The sequence below is a fragment of the Caldalkalibacillus thermarum genome, assembly GCF_014644735.1.
GTDB lineage: Bacteria > Bacillota > Bacilli > Caldalkalibacillales > Caldalkalibacillaceae > Caldalkalibacillus > Caldalkalibacillus thermarum.
Genome location: NZ_BMKZ01000022.1, coordinates 1 through 13780, shown reverse-complemented (window position 1 = coordinate 13780; position 13780 = coordinate 1). Strand labels below are relative to the sequence as shown.

The 13780-nt window shown below is 46.2% G+C and carries 12 protein-coding genes, 10 tRNA genes, 1 rRNA gene and 1 pseudogene; 2 read left to right on the top strand and 22 right to left on the bottom strand.

Annotated features, from left to right (window positions below; genetic code table 11):
* Positions 1–7 precede the first annotated feature (7 nt).
* Entirely contained in the window at positions 8–1009 is a 1002-nt protein-coding gene (locus IEW48_RS09925; protein WP_188623620.1) for an NAD(P)H-dependent flavin oxidoreductase, read from the top strand.
* A 225-nt stretch (positions 1010–1234) separates the two neighbouring features.
* Here the strand turns inward: IEW48_RS09925 and IEW48_RS17065 are convergent.
* From IEW48_RS17065 to IEW48_RS09875, 11 genes and pseudogenes are all read right to left on the bottom strand, one after another.
* A pseudogene (locus IEW48_RS17065) lies at positions 1235–1584 on the bottom strand (CAP domain-containing protein); the annotation flags it as partial.
* A 222-nt stretch (positions 1585–1806) separates the two neighbouring features.
* Entirely contained in the window at positions 1807–2793 is a 987-nt protein-coding gene (locus tag IEW48_RS09920) for a ring-cleaving dioxygenase (RefSeq protein WP_188623619.1), read from the bottom strand.
* Between the two features lie 39 nt (positions 2794–2832).
* Positions 2833–3144: an EscU/YscU/HrcU family type III secretion system export apparatus switch protein gene (locus IEW48_RS09915; RefSeq protein ID WP_188623618.1), complete on the bottom strand. Its 312-nt coding sequence runs from the start codon at positions 3142–3144 to the stop codon at positions 2833–2835.
* The gene (locus IEW48_RS09910; RefSeq protein ID WP_188623617.1) at positions 3141–4391 is read right to left on the bottom strand and encodes a TP0910 N-terminal domain-containing protein; all 1251 of its coding nucleotides are present in this window, start codon (positions 4389–4391) and stop codon (positions 3141–3143) included. The genes IEW48_RS09915 and IEW48_RS09910 overlap by 4 nt, the downstream gene beginning before the upstream one ends.
* 61 nt (positions 4392–4452) lie before the next feature.
* Entirely contained in the window at positions 4453–5502 is a 1050-nt protein-coding gene (gene desB / locus IEW48_RS09905; protein WP_188623616.1) for a Delta(10) desaturase DesB, read from the bottom strand.
* A 156-nt stretch (positions 5503–5658) separates the two neighbouring features.
* Positions 5659–5925, bottom strand: coding sequence for a stage VI sporulation protein F (locus tag IEW48_RS09900; RefSeq protein WP_188623615.1), 267 nt, complete (start codon positions 5923–5925; stop codon positions 5659–5661).
* Positions 5926–6024: 99 nt separating this feature from the next.
* Complete coding sequence (locus IEW48_RS09895; RefSeq protein WP_188623614.1) at positions 6025–7152, bottom strand: hypothetical protein; 1128 nt, start codon at positions 7150–7152, stop codon at positions 6025–6027.
* 190 nt (positions 7153–7342) lie between these two features.
* Positions 7343–8287 carry an alpha/beta hydrolase gene (locus IEW48_RS09890; RefSeq protein ID WP_237700213.1) on the bottom strand — a complete coding sequence of 315 codons (945 nt, stop codon included), beginning with the start codon at positions 8285–8287 and terminating at the stop codon, positions 7343–7345.
* A 452-nt stretch (positions 8288–8739) separates the two neighbouring features.
* Entirely contained in the window at positions 8740–9636 is an 897-nt protein-coding gene (locus IEW48_RS09885) for a manganese catalase family protein (RefSeq protein WP_188623612.1), read from the bottom strand.
* 77 nt (positions 9637–9713) lie between these two features.
* Positions 9714–10013, bottom strand: a complete 300-nt coding sequence (locus IEW48_RS09880) for a YuzF family protein (protein WP_229704011.1) — start codon at positions 10011–10013, stop codon at positions 9714–9716.
* 115 nt (positions 10014–10128) lie between these two features.
* Positions 10129–10926 (bottom strand): YheC/YheD family protein, encoded by a 798-nt coding sequence (locus IEW48_RS09875; RefSeq protein WP_188623611.1) that lies wholly within the window; start codon positions 10924–10926, stop codon positions 10129–10131.
* Positions 10927–11286: 360 nt separating this feature from the next.
* Here IEW48_RS09875 and IEW48_RS09870 point away from each other — a divergent pair, with 360 nt between their 5' ends.
* The gene (locus IEW48_RS09870) at positions 11287–12396 is read left to right on the top strand and encodes an RNA-guided endonuclease InsQ/TnpB family protein (protein ID WP_188623610.1); all 1110 of its coding nucleotides are present in this window, start codon (positions 11287–11289) and stop codon (positions 12394–12396) included.
* Positions 12397–12618: 222 nt separating this feature from the next.
* On the opposite strand, the gene IEW48_RS09865 is transcribed toward IEW48_RS09870, so the two are convergent.
* The 11 genes from IEW48_RS09865 to rrf form a co-directional block, all read right to left on the bottom strand.
* Positions 12619–12703, bottom strand: a tRNA-Tyr gene (locus IEW48_RS09865).
* A 4-nt stretch (positions 12704–12707) separates the two neighbouring features.
* Positions 12708–12784 (bottom strand) — tRNA-Glu (locus IEW48_RS09860).
* 50 nt (positions 12785–12834) lie between these two features.
* Positions 12835–12925: transfer RNA gene (locus IEW48_RS09855), tRNA-Ser, on the bottom strand.
* Between the two features lie 43 nt (positions 12926–12968).
* Positions 12969–13045 (bottom strand) — tRNA-Met (locus IEW48_RS09850).
* Between the two features lie 50 nt (positions 13046–13095).
* Positions 13096–13172 (bottom strand) — tRNA-Pro (locus IEW48_RS09845).
* 5 nt (positions 13173–13177) lie between these two features.
* Positions 13178–13254, bottom strand: a tRNA-Arg gene (locus IEW48_RS09840).
* A 28-nt stretch (positions 13255–13282) separates the two neighbouring features.
* Positions 13283–13357 (bottom strand) — tRNA-Gly (locus IEW48_RS09835).
* A 25-nt stretch (positions 13358–13382) separates the two neighbouring features.
* A tRNA-Leu gene (locus IEW48_RS09830) sits at positions 13383–13470 on the bottom strand.
* 12 nt (positions 13471–13482) lie between these two features.
* A tRNA-Lys gene (locus IEW48_RS09825) sits at positions 13483–13558 on the bottom strand.
* A 13-nt stretch (positions 13559–13571) separates the two neighbouring features.
* A tRNA-Thr gene (locus IEW48_RS09820) sits at positions 13572–13647 on the bottom strand.
* An 11-nt stretch (positions 13648–13658) separates the two neighbouring features.
* Positions 13659–13775 (bottom strand): 5S ribosomal RNA (gene rrf / locus IEW48_RS09815).
* Positions 13776–13780 lie beyond the last annotated feature (5 nt).

Here is a 13780-nt window from a genome sequence, read left to right as displayed (position 1 = left end):
GATAAGCATGTCAAAAAAATTACCTCCTCAGCTTGCCGGTCAGACCGTACTTCCCGTGATCGCAGCTCCCATGTTTCTTGTCTCCAGTCCCAAATTGGTGATTGAAAGTTGCAAAGCTGGCATCATTGGTTCATTCCCTTTGCTGAATGCCCGCACAGTAGATATTTTAGAAGACTGGATGCAAAACATTATTGAAGAACTGGAAAAAACACGGCAGGAAGAGCCTGATCGGTGTGTGGCTCCCTGGGCAGTCAATTTTATCGCCCATCGGACCAACAAGCGCTACGAGGAAGATTTAGAACTGATTAAGAAGTACCAGCCACCGATTGTGATTACCTCTCTTGGCGACCCGGAACCGGTAGTCAAGATCGTACATAAATATAATGGGCTTGTATTTGCAGATGTGGCCAATCTGGTTCATGCCCGAAAAGCCGCTCAAAAAGGGGTTGATGGACTCATTCTTGTCTGTAACGGAGCCGGCGGACATGCTGGAACCATTAACCCAATGGCCTTTATGGGTGCAGTCAAGGAATTCTGGGGCGGAATTACTGTTCTCGCGGGTTGTATCTCCAGCGGCCAAGATATTCTGGCGGCAGAGGTGCTTGGTGCAGACTTTGCCTATATGGGTACCCGTTTTATTGCCACACACGAAAGTTTTGCCAGCTCAGACTACCAAAAAATGCTCATAGAATCCACAGCTGAAGATCTTATTTATACTGATGCGTTTAGTGGCATAAAGGCTAATTACCTTATCCCCAGTATCCGCAAGGCCGGGCTAGATCCCGGTCAGTTACAGAAAAAAGAATCCATCGATTTTTCAAAGCTTAATCAGCCTGAGGCTAAAGCCTGGAAAGATATCTGGTCGGCAGGACAGGGCGTAAGCACAATTAAAGAGGTGCTGTCCGTTGCCGAATTAGTGGAAAAACTCAAAGCAGAATATCATCAGGCGCTTGATTCTTTATGCTCTAAACGTTCAAATTTACAATGTGATACAGAGATCATCCCCTAGAAAGCTGGTAATCTGTGGTTCTATGAAATATATGGGAATCGAAGAGATGAAGAGATAAAGAGCAAACCAAAGGTAAAGGCACCGATCTATTCACTTTTTTATACTTTACTTTAGAAGTTTTGCACAGCTTGTATCCTTTTGTCAATTAAACCAAAAAAACAACGCAGCCGTGCCCCAATGGCATATAGGCTGCGCTATCCTTGGTTAATAACCTCTCTCTTTTATTTACTGATAAAACATTTGGGTCCAGTAATGGCCATTTTCATTGTAGCCAACACCAATTGGTGTAGCCAACACCAGTTGGTGAAGTTTCCGTTTAAAAATTGGCACGGTGGCCTGCACTGTTCATCCATGCTTGAACCACTTGCTCAGGGGTTGCCGACCCTGGGCAATGTTTTCACCTGCTGCATTAAAAGACACACCGAAGTCCCTCATCATATCGAACGGTGATCCGTAGGTTGGGCTTGTATGGGAGAAATACGATTGGTTTGCATGTCATTCGACTTTTCGCGGGCAACGTGACTCAAAGCTGGATCTGTTTGCAGGTCAGGTAACCCATTCCTTCTTCTTTCAGCAGCGGAAACTGGTCACTGGGTATGGTTGTGCTTTCACTTGACATTTGGCCGGACGGGACCTCGGAATCATTTGGAATGTTTTTCGTCTTGACTGATTATTGCCCAACTGTTTTAAAAGTTCTAATGATGCTTCTGTTCCATAGGGCTCATCTCCATGAATCCGGCTATGAATCCATACTTTCAGATTGACCTAGTCGGTATGACAGGCTGCGGCTAGGGTCATCAAAACCTTTGCTTAGTGTTCAAAGGCTTCAGCATGGCCTCTATCTGTGCCCGTTGATCTTCGAAGTAAGGCGGCAGGGCCAGACTTTCACCCAAGTGCTCGAACGGTTCATCCACTTCGAAGCCAGGACCGTCGGTGGCTAGCTCAAACAAAATCCCGTTAGGTTCCCTAAAGTACAGGGACTTGAAGTAGTAACGCTCAACGACACCTGTATTGGGGATCCTCAATTCTTTTAACTTGGCAGCCCATTGACTAAGCTCTTCTCCGTCTTCAACGCGAAAGGCCACATGGTGCACACTGCCACGCCCTTGTCTTTCCGGTGGCAGATCGGAGCGTTCCTCCAGATGGACCTCTGCCCCTGTCCCCCCTTCTCCTGTTTCAAATACATAAATATTATGCGTGCCTTTAGTAGGAGAAGGATATTTTCCTTTTTCACGAAAACCTAAAACTTCGGTCAACACTTTGGCGGTAGGGTCGAAACGGGAGACTGTCAATTGAACGGGTCCAAGCCCTCGAATCCCGTACTCTTGGGGAACAGGGCTCTTATCCCAAGGCCTTCCTCCTCTCACACCCACATTGTTTTCATCTGAAACAAGGATCAGACGTTGTCCTTCAAAATCACGGAAAGCTAGCGTGGCCCGTCCGTTACGTTGGTTGATTTCATCGTGTTCAACCCCAAACTGTCCAAAGCGTTCTTTCCAATATTCCAGGGACTCATCTGTCGGCACACGAAATGAAGTAGCCGTAATGCTGTTTGTCCCCGGGTAACTTTGTCCTGCATTGGGAATGTCAAAAAATGTTAGATCGGTACCCGGATTTCCCCTTTCATCTGCATAAAACAAATGATAAACTGAAGGATCGTCTTGGTTAATGGTCTTTTTAACCAGCCGCATGCCGAGTGTTTGAGTATAGAACTCATAATTTTTCCTGGCATTGGCTGTGATGGCCGATACATGATGAATGCCTTTAAGCGCTTTAAGGCTCAAGTTTATCATTCCTTTCGTGTGTTTTAGAGATAACCCCGCTTACTTTTTTATCTTCTTTTTCAAACCGCTTTCAGAGTAAGCTGCCTTTTGTTCAAGTTCATAAACCATGGCTAAAATCTCGGCGATCACAGTGTACAATTCTTCAGGAATTTGCTCATTGAGCTCGATCTTGCTTAACAGTTCCACTAATGACGGGTCTTCATAGATGGGAATATCATGTTGTTTGGCCAGCTCAATGATCCGCTCGGCAACCGGCCCTGTTCCTTTTGCTTTCACCACAGGCGCAGCGTGCTGCTCAGGATCATAGTGCAGAGCAACCGCTTTTTTCGGCGGTTTGTTTTCCGGTTTCATATGCGAATATCCACTCCCTGATAATGCCCCCAGCTCATGCCTTGTTTTGCCTTGACCGGTGCAGTGCGCAAAGCTTGCCACTTTTTCGCAACAAGACTGGAAAGTTTGTACTGCTGAGCGGCTAAACCTTGCTGAAGAAGGGGTTTGTAGGAATCCAGCCAGCTTTGCCGGATAAGATCATTAAACAATTTTACCGTTATCAAGCGATTTTGAACATATACATCAACACATGTTTCCCCTAAACGTTGCAGATTAACATATAACAGTAACCGGCAGTGGTCAGAACTCAGCTTTCCTTTTTGGTCTTTATAGCCTTGCAGTTCACCGTAGACTGAGTCAGTCCGCCCATGCTGCCGGACAAGCAGTTGAAAAAGCGCATAGGAAACAGGCAAATGGCCATCTCCCTGCATCAACAGGTGTTGTCCCGCTAATTGATATAGGATGCTTTCTGCCTGGTTTCGGGCAGACTGGCTTAATATTTCTCCTTTCAGCCAGGTTTGCAGAAGAGCAGGTAAGGACATAACAGACATATTGTCTGGAGAGACTGTTCCCTGACTTTTAGCCCGGGAGATATGAAAAGACATTCCTTGGAAATAATGCTTCAACTGTTGTGCACTGAACTGATGGACAGCCAGGCGGGATAACAGGGCTTGCAAAACGTCACGTTGGCCATCCCCCACCATTTTCTCCAATTGAGCCAAAGTATCGGCCAAACTGGGTTGGTGAAGAAACATCCCCACTGAGCGAACGATCGTTGCAGTTGGTGTCCATCCATTCTGTACGGCCATCAGTACAGCCTGCCGCTGCCACTCTCCTTGCCCCACTTGGGCCAAGGTCTCTTGGACTTGTTGAAACAAAGAGCGGGTCACAGGCAGATGATGGGTCAGAAAGAATTGAAGCAGTTGACGGTTGGGAGCAGTGTCATCAACACCAAGCCAGCGTAAGACGGGTTGCCATTCATGATCAGTGCTGCTTTGGCCTGTACCGTTAATGGATGGATTTCCAATCACTTTTAAAGTCATCGGACGGGATACGTCTAGCACTTGAAACCATTCAGTTTGACCAGCAGTCAATGGAACTTCCAGGCGGGCTAACACCTGGAATTTCCCCAATTGAACCCAGGCTGTTTGCTGGGGTAAAAGCTGAATGACCTTCCCTTTCAACACTTGTCCGGGTCGCAGGACAAGTTGATGGTCTATAGACCCAGCAAATTGGCTGATAAGAGGTGAAACCCATTCTCCGGCCATGGTGAGTTGCCACTTCCTTTATACAAAATCAACAAAAAAGCCCTTTTAAGAGGGCCATCATTTACCGCATCTTCTTCACTTTAATTTGATCAGGATCGAGTCCGTTGCCTAACGAGCCATATACATGGCCGCGATATGGATCTATTAACTCCTTAGCGTTGTAATAAAGCCGCGGTGTTTTCCATAACGTCAGCAGCGCTTTGACCATCGGCATTTCATGATAGCGATCTGGCCACATCTTTTTAATATGCTCCTTTACTAAGGGATAGTACTTTGAACTCATCGCAGGGAACAAATGATGCTCCGTGTGATGTGAAAAATTAAAATGGAGCAAATCCACCCATTTGGGAACCGTTACAGTGAGTGTGTTAGCTAAAGGGTCATTAACCGGCACCAGCGGATTAAGGCGGTGGTTTGTGGAAATATAGGCTATTACAATAAAGTTGGCTATCAATAGGGGAATTAAATAAGCAAACAACCACTTTTCAAATCCAATCAGGAGCAACAATCCTATCCATGTGGCCCAAGGGAGTACAAATTGCAATATCACCTTTAACCTGGCTTTCAACTTAAATTCACGAACATAGCGGAAAAACATGCGTAACGAATGGATGGTAAAGGTGAGGGTAAAGAAAGTGAAACTGATGGTTGAACGAAACCACAAGGGTAATTTATAAACCCATTTTAAGTATCTACGTTGATAAAACTTCTCTAAACTGGCCCAGGCATCAGGATCTGTCTCCTCATGCTGTGTGTGGACATGGTGTTCGATGTTGTGCCATTTTCTCCACAATATTGGCCCCGTGCATAATGGCCACAGGGCAATGGCGCCCAGTAAATTTCGGAGCCAGGGTCTCCGAACGACTGCACCATGCAAAATTTCGTGACCTAAAAAACCAATGCCAGCAAAACTGAAACCCAATACACATGAAACGATAAAATGGATCCACCAGCTAAAGTTACCAACAGTAATCAACACAATACCAGAGATAATGAGCAGGAAATAAGCAGCCCCTCCCCATAACCTTCCAGGTACAGGCTGAAAAGCTTCCGGTGGTAGAAACGGGGAAATTCGGGCCGCATACCACCCATAACTACGAAGTTCCTTCATTGACGATCTCCTTTTATTCTTTTAATGGAATTCAAAATGATTGGATATCTATTTCTATGTTACCCTAACTCCATCCATTTTGCACCCTTTATTTTTAAATTATCAACATAATTGAACAAAAGCATAAGCTGACCAGTTAGGTCAGCTCACTAAACCTTATTTTTCAGGCGGGTTAAACATTTTTAACAGGCCAGACAAATTGTTAGGAAGGCGGTCGTTCATAATAGCCTTGACAATAAACTCTTCTTTTTCCTTTGACACCGGCATATTGACCATCCGGGATATTTTCGCGATGAGTTTGCGAATGGTTTTTTCATCTTTTAAATTTTCTTTTTGCAAAGAATTGGCCAGTTTGATGATCTCTCCCATATCCACATTCGCTTGTTGTTCAATTTGTTGGAAGAATTGTTTTTTTCTATTCAACTGTTTCCCCCCTTCCGTGATAACATTCGGCAAAAATCCTTGTACTAACAGTTTATGAAGTAAAACTAAAATGGAAAGGGAGGCAAATATGGATTTGTGTTAACTTTTTCCGCTCGACAGAAGATCACAGTCCACACTCCATCGTTCCGCCGGAGAAGGACGCATTAAGGTAAAGGTGAGCTGTCTTGTATCTTTTCCTCGGTTTTTCCAATACAATTGAATCTTTACAGGCACTTCTAAGTACAATAGGTCATGGGCCGGCTTCTTTTCCAATTTGGAAACCTTGTAGACATATTGCAGATCTGCCCAGTTGTTGAAAAAAACGCCCCATTTGGTCTGTTCATCCGGGGGCAGTAACTGTTGCAGTAAGTACTGATCATGCTGATTAAGAGCCATGATAAAAATATCTACCAGATCATATGGATCTGCCTTACTTAAGTACTCTGCCAATTGCCCGGCCGCTTTATAAACCATCAGCTGATGAGTGGGATCCAGTGTTTGAGTACGGTGTGTGGTACTTTCCAAAAAGTGAACGCAAAAGTGACCAGGAAAACCATTTCTCAAGGCTCCTCTGCCATGGGGCATGCCATGCATCGATGCCGCAATCAAGCGGTTATCGATATGTACAAGAATCGCCCTCCTTTTCCAACTCCACTTCCCCTGATAAATTTCCTTCATGATTTTGGTATCGTGGCGGGTCAGCGGCTGCACGTCCGCATGTTTGCTTCCTGCCCGCCGCTGGGCCCGGAAGCGAAGCCCTGTTTCAAGATCAATGATCTCAAACGTGGCTTTCCGGGGCAGCAGGGTTTGAACCTCTTCCCACGGCAGCAACTCTCCATAATGTTTTTTTTTCAAAAGCTGGAGATAAGCTTGCAACTTTCGGCGGGTATTATGACTGATTTTCAGCTGCTGCTGTCCGGTTGCGTCAAAGATGCAGCCTTGTTCATCGGCCAAATAATGGATTGTATTTCCTTCGGAGTAAAAGCTAAGGTAAGCTGCCGGAAACGTACACGTTCTTGATGACTGCTCGAACGACGGGTTCTGAAACAGGTCGACCCAATAGCGTTGTTTAATCGTAAGGGAAGTTGAACAGGTGGCAGCGGGAGATGATTTAACTGAAATGGTTAAATAAGCATTTGAATCAGCTGCTGCCTGGGTTAAGGAAGGAGATATCCATAATCCTAATACGAGCAGACAGCAGCTCCAGATGACGGCTTGACGAATCATTGCACGTGTTCACTCCTCTTACACCCTTATACTCAAATTAGTTTAGTGACCATTACGGATCAGCTGTACGAGAGAGATCATGCCCTCGTCCATTCAATCTCCTCTCTACGGTAGGGTTCCAATTGGATCCTTTGCTTATTCAGCATTTAAAAGTATAGAAAAAACGCCCACCATGCAGTGGACGTCGCCTTTAACGGTTTAAGATTGTGCTCATCTGTTTACCCAGCAAGTAAGCGGCAAAAGCATATGCTTCAATCAGATCGCGCACATAAGCCATTCCCATGGGAGGATCGATCACCTGTAATCGATAAGGTTGAGCCTCAAGTTTATCATAAAAGGCTCGGCGCAAGAAGGAGCTAGTCTCGTCTAATCCGTGTCTGCCCCTGTACATGACTTCATAAAACGAGATAAAACCGTGCATCACACCCTTGTAGCGCAGTGCTTCTACTGTCACCCCGAACTCAGCCAGACGCTCGGCATACGCTTCCCCTTCATCACGCAGCGGGTCGAACTCAGCTGTAATGATCAGGGCCGGAGGAAGGTTGGAAAGATCAGCGGCATGAAGGGGCGAAGTATACGGACTGGACCACATGGATTCATCCGGCGTATATTTTTCACGAGCAAGATACATCACTTGACGCGAAAGTAAATAATAGCCGCTATCGTAAATTTCCCGGGATGGAAAGGAGACTTCCTGAAATGTGGTCACCGGATAGAGCAAGACTTGCGCTTTCAGTTCGGGACCCTTCCTGTCACGGGCCATTGCCGCCACTACTGTGGCGATGTTTCCACCGGCACTGTCACCCGCCACAGCGATACGTGCAGGGTCTCCGTTCAACTCTTCAGCGTGTTCAACCACCCAGAGGAGCGCTTCATAACTATCTTCGATGGCAATGGGGAACGTATAGCTGGGGGCAACCCGGTATCCCACTGAAATGACAACACTTTGGGTTTGGGCGGCGAGTGAACGGGTGATATTATCATGGGTGTCAATACTGCCGTAACCTTCAAGGAATGCGCCCCCGTGGTAATACACAATCATGGGATAGGGCCCTTCTCCCGATGGACGGTGAACACGGACGGGAATGGTTGTCCCGTCAGAAACAGGAATCTGCTGGTCAAACTTGTCCAACATTGAACTCCCTTTTTTAGCGAATATCCGGGGAGGACTCATATCAATTGTCACCAGATTTTGATTGACTGCATGCAATATCACAGCAGTTTTAGGCGGCAGCTTGCCTTGTTCCGTTGACGCCCAATAATGTACAAAACCTATGATAATCATAACAGCAGCAAGAGAAAGTATAACCACACCAACACATAATTTTTTGATAATTACAAACACTTCAATCTCAAGCTGTCTACAGCTGCGACAGCTTCATCCTCCTCTCGCTGTTTTACTCAGATGCCATTAGGATGCTTGCACTGCTTTTCCGCCTGTTACTCATATTATATCAAAACAAGGGCGCTTGGTTACGGATTAATTTTGTCCAATCATTTCCATCTAAGCTCAGCTGTAACCCATCATAACAAATAAAAAAGCCCCACTAAGAATCGTGGGGACATGCAAACTTAAAAAACGTCATGTCACAAGCCGGCTGAACGCTGCAAGCGCTTGGCTATTTCAATGAAGTCTTCTTTAGAAATACCAGGAGCAAATTCTTCTGGCAGTGCTTCAAGATCAGGGACCGGTGCTCCTTCAGGAGTCCCTTGGATCACTTCTAATGGTTGGCCATCGAGGGGATGCTTCCCTTTCCAGATCAGGGCAATATCCTTATAATCCGTATCACTGAACGTATATAAGCGGCGATGAACCCCTTGTGCCTCATATTTTCGAGCTGTTTCAAACCGGCTGTTTTCCAAATTGGGGATGGGCAGCATTTTGGTCATATCGACACCGGTGATGATTTCAATCGCTTTGGCATAGGCCATAATATGCACACCGCCGCGGACGAGCAAATAACCGATCATCTCCCGTGCCACCGGGTGATCCGTCATTTCATAGACCCGCATTTTGTGGGTTCGGGCGCCGCATTCCAGGAAGAAATTGTGCAACAGGTCCAGCAACAGGTTGCCGCTGTTAAAAACATAATCCCCATTCCAAGCTTTTCCCATCGAATCACCAGGAAGGGCCGTTTGGGCATTGACAATAAAGTGATAGGTGTTACGTTTGTCAACAGCGTTACGCATCGGCGCAATATCTGGATCGCCAGGAAAAGTGGACCCGGTCAGCATAAGGTTGATGGTATAAGAAACCAGCTCTACATGGCCCACTTCCTCCGCCGTTATACTGGCCACCAAATCATAAAATGGCTTCAGTTTCTTTTTTTCCCTGAAATTGAAAGACTGAAATAAATAATTGTTCAGTGTGGACATCTCACCAAACCGTCCACCCAGCAGTTCCTGTACTGCTGCCGCAGCGTTGGCATCGGGATGGTCAGGAACAGGCAGTTCAATTGCGAGCTTGTTAATGCGTTTAAACATGGTGATCCCTCCCACAATCACTCATTTACAGTAACTATGCTTATGAGCGGGCAAGTTTGTCTCATGCCAACATTTAATTAGGTTTCTGCTGTCATTGCAGGTTGGAATTGATGGTCATCTTGCCGAAAAGCCGCCTGGGGCATCACCCAAACAATCTGCGGTGTGCGAATAAAGAACAATGTATGGTGGACATTAACGGTAACATGATCAGGCTTTACATCGGTGATGATGCCCCTGACGGAACGCTGTGATGTTTGCACAACCACGTGATGCCCGACCAAGGATTGCAAAACTTGATAAAAATAGGGGTCCTCAGACGGCAGCATTGGAGAGATTCTAGGATAGTAATGACTCATGTAATCATATGGATATGCCATAAGTAACGCCTCCTGTCTCTTGATTCTCTTTACTCACCTTTAGTATATGATCACAGTAGCGGGCGAGTGCATAAAAAAACCAGGCCAAATATAGGCCTGGCTTCAATTACATTGACTATTTTGTACTTGTAATGAATTTGGCATATTCCAAAATCCCTATGATCTCAAGCTTACCCTTGCCGTTTCTTTGTACCTCCGCTCTGAGATCAGCTATACTGTTTTTGTATTCGATCAAGTCAATCCCTTGTTGCACAATAACCTTGCGCCCTTTATAGGCCTCACGGATTTTTTCAGCCAGCTCTGCTAGGGTTTTGCCCCGGTGGATCACTGTCTGCCTTGAAAAAGACCGGGTTTCAAAGTTGCCCTGTCCCAGCTTGGTTATGCGCATCACACCTCTGCCCCGACCTCCCCGGCGCGGTTTAACATAAATGTTATGATAACGATCCAACATTTGTTTCAGATCATCCTGATCTTTAAATAGGATGGCTTTTGGTACATAGAAATTGACCGCGGAGTCCTGAAACAGATGTTGATATACATCCCACTTATTAAAACCTTCGAGGTAATTGAGTGGTTTAATCCCATGCTCATCTATCTTTTGACGCAGTTTAACATACTTGGGCCTATTCAGGCTGTCTGTTCTCCTGTATAAAACATCCGGAAATGGAAAATAGCTCTGTTTCCAGAGTCCTTCTTTTGTGTCGAAATAGGTTCCTTTAATTTTGTTAAGTTCATCATCCACATCCCCCTGGCAAAAGAAATATAAAGTGGTCTTTGCTGTCAAATTGGCTTGTGACAGTTCAACATACCTGTAATGGGGTTTTTGTTGGATTAGCTTTTGGATTTGTTTGGGAAAAACAAAAACACCAACAATTGGTTTGCTTAAAGGCCCGAACGTTCCATCTACACTCATATTACTGTCACTTCCTAACAACAGATAATTAAAACATACGGACTGCTCATACTTTATTGCACCCTTGATTGCACCTTACCTTATTATACGGGCATTACACTCTCCAAGATTGTACCTTAGTCCCTATATAACAATAAAAAAACACAGCTGTGAAAGCTGTGTCAGTTAAAGCTGTTTCAGGGCGCTGGAAGGATAACCTTTCAAGTTCTTTGACGCTTTTAACTTACCTCCGACAGAAGTCTCCCACTTCTAAGCGAAGCGAAAGTGGGAGATGAATGTCGGTTTGATGTAGCCTCAATATGATGATTGTGGTAAAATAAAATCAAACAAACGTTCGTATTGTGGGCAGGTGATGCGGATATGGCCAACAAAGCCTACAAATTCCGTGTGTACCCAACACAAGAACAAGCACAACTGCTCGCCAAAACGTTCGGTTGCGTCCGCTTCGTCTATAACAAAATGCTTGAGGAACGCATACAAATTTATGAAAAGTTCAAAGACGACAAAGAAGCTGTGAAAAAGCACAAATTTCCCACTCCGGCCAAGTACAAACGGGATTTTCCATGGCTTAAAGAAGTCGATAGCCTTGCCTTAGCCAACGCTCAATTAAACTTGCAAAAAGCCTTCACCAACTTCTTCTCTGGCCGGGCGGGATTTCCCAAGTTCAAAAGCCGCAAGGCCAAACAGTCGTACACCACAAATATGGTGAATGGCAACATTAAGCTTGCCGATGGCTACATCAAGTTACCCAAGCTGAAATGGGTCAAATTGAGGCAACATCGGCAGATTCCTGTTCACCACATTATCAAGGCTTGTACGATCACGAAAACGAAAACAGGAAAATACTTCATCTCCATTCTGACTGAGTATGAACACCAACCGGTGCCAAAAGAAATAGAAAACGTTGTTGGGCTCGATTTTTCCATGAATACGCTGTATGTCGATAGCGAGGGTAAGAGAGCCAATTATCCTCGATTCTATCGGCAAGCCTTAGAAAAACTGGCTCAAGCCCAACGGGTGCTGTCACGCCGCCGGAAAGGTTCCAACCGTTGGCACAAACAGCGGCTGAAAGTCGCCCAGTTGCACGAAAAGATTGCCAACCAACGTCAGGACTTTTTGCACAAGACTTCACGACAATTGGCCAACCGGTATGATGCGGTCGTGATCGAAGACCTCAACATGAAGGGGATGTCTCAAGCCCTCCATTTCGGTCAAAGCGTTCATGACAACGGCTGGGGCCTGTTCACTACTTTCCTTCAATACAAGTTAGCAGAACAGGGGAAGAAACTGATCAAAATCGACAAATGGTTCCCCTCATCCAAAACGTGTTCACATTGTGGACGGATGAAGGCATCTCTGTCTCTCACAGAACGCCAGTTCCGTTGTGAATGCGGTTTTGTGGCAGACAGAGACACCAACGCCGCCATCAATATCAAAAAGGAAGGTCTGAAACAGTTAGGGACTGCCTAACTGGATCTCGAACCGTGGGGCACACGGGGATCGCTCGGTCAATTTTCCTTCGTTAGAAGGAATTACCCGAGAAGCCCCCACCTCTAAGCGTTAGCGTAGGTGGTGGGAGTATGTCACACCCCCTATATGAAAAAAACCTCTGAATGGGATTCAGAGGATAACAAATGAAAGCTATGCTATGTATGGAGTTAGATCAAGACAATATATCACTTTATATTAATATGGTGGAGGGGGACGGATTCGAACCGCCGAACCCAGAGGGAGCAGATTTACAGTCTGCCGCGTTTGACCACTTCGCTACCCCTCCACGATGGTGACCCGTAGGGGATTCGAACCCCTGAATGCCGGCGTGAAAGGCCGGTGTGTTAAGCCACTTCACCAACGGGCCACGTCACAGACAATGATCTATATTGTTAACATGTTATTGTTGTAGTGATCTGGCGGAGGAGGAGGGATTCGAACCCCCGCGGGCCGTGAGGCCCCTGGCGGTTTTCAAGACCGCTCCCTTCAACCACTTGGGTACTCCTCCGCAAGTCATATCATGGTAAGTCATATCATGGTAAGTCATACCATGGTGGCGGTGGCGGGGATCGAACCCACGACCTTACGGGTATGAACCGTACGCTCTAGCCAGCTGAGCTACACCGCCACTAGAGAAAGTAAAACAAAAAAATAGAGAAAAACGAGGGTAGAAAAAAATGGTCGGGAAGACAGGATTTGAACCTGCGACTTCCACGTCCCGAACGTGGCGCTCTACCAAGCTGAGCTACTTCCCGAAAGATGGTGCGCCCTGAGAGACTCGAACTCCCAACCTTTTGATTCGTAGTCAAACGCTCTATCCAGTTGAGCTAAGGGCGCATGTATTATTATTTAATCTTTGAGAGAATGGAGCGGAAAACGGGATTCGAACCCGCGACCCCCACCTTGGCAAGGTGGTGCTCTACCCCTGAGCTATTTCCGCTCACTGAGATGTGATTTAAAAACATTGGTGCGGGTGAAGGGATTTGAACCCCCACGCCCGTAATGGGCACTAGACCCTGAACCTAGCGCGTCTGCCAGTTCCGCCACACCCGCACATTGAGGAAATGGTGAGCCGCGAAGGATTCGAACCTTCGACCCTCTGATTAAAAGTCAGATGCTCTACCAACTGAGCTAGCGGCTCACGATAAGATTTATGGTGCCGGTGAGAGGAGTCGAACCCCCAACCCACTGATTACAAGTCAGTTGCTCTGCCAATTGAGCTACACCGGCACGTTGTGACTGCCTGGCAACGACCTACTCTCCCAGGGGCTTTCGCCCCAAGTACCATCGGCGCTGGAGGGCTTAACTTCCGTGTTCGGAATGGGAACGGGTGTGTCCCCTCCGCTATCGTCACCAGACAGTG

Coding starts and splice junctions, on each gene's coding strand:
- IEW48_RS09925 (WP_188623620.1), top strand. CDS start 8: ATGTCAAAAAAATTACCTCCTCAGCTTGCCGGTCAGACCGTACTTCCC.
- IEW48_RS09915 (WP_188623618.1), bottom strand. CDS start 3,144: ATGAAACCGGAAAACAAACCGCCGAAAAAAGCGGTTGCTCTGCACTAT.
- IEW48_RS09910 (WP_188623617.1), bottom strand. CDS start 4,391: ATGGCCGGAGAATGGGTTTCACCTCTTATCAGCCAATTTGCTGGGTCT.
- desB (WP_188623616.1), bottom strand. CDS start 5,502: ATGAAGGAACTTCGTAGTTATGGGTGGTATGCGGCCCGAATTTCCCCG.
- IEW48_RS09895 (WP_188623614.1), bottom strand. CDS start 7,152: ATGATTCGTCAAGCCGTCATCTGGAGCTGCTGTCTGCTCGTATTAGGA.
- IEW48_RS09890 (WP_237700213.1), bottom strand. CDS start 8,287: ATGTTGGACAAGTTTGACCAGCAGATTCCTGTTTCTGACGGGACAACC.
- IEW48_RS09885 (WP_188623612.1), bottom strand. CDS start 9,636: ATGTTTAAACGCATTAACAAGCTCGCAATTGAACTGCCTGTTCCTGAC.
- IEW48_RS09880 (WP_229704011.1), bottom strand. CDS start 10,013: ATGGCATATCCATATGATTACATGAGTCATTACTATCCTAGAATCTCT.
- IEW48_RS09875 (WP_188623611.1), bottom strand. CDS start 10,926: ATGAGTGTAGATGGAACGTTCGGGCCTTTAAGCAAACCAATTGTTGGT.
- IEW48_RS09870 (WP_188623610.1), top strand. CDS start 11,287: ATGGCCAACAAAGCCTACAAATTCCGTGTGTACCCAACACAAGAACAA.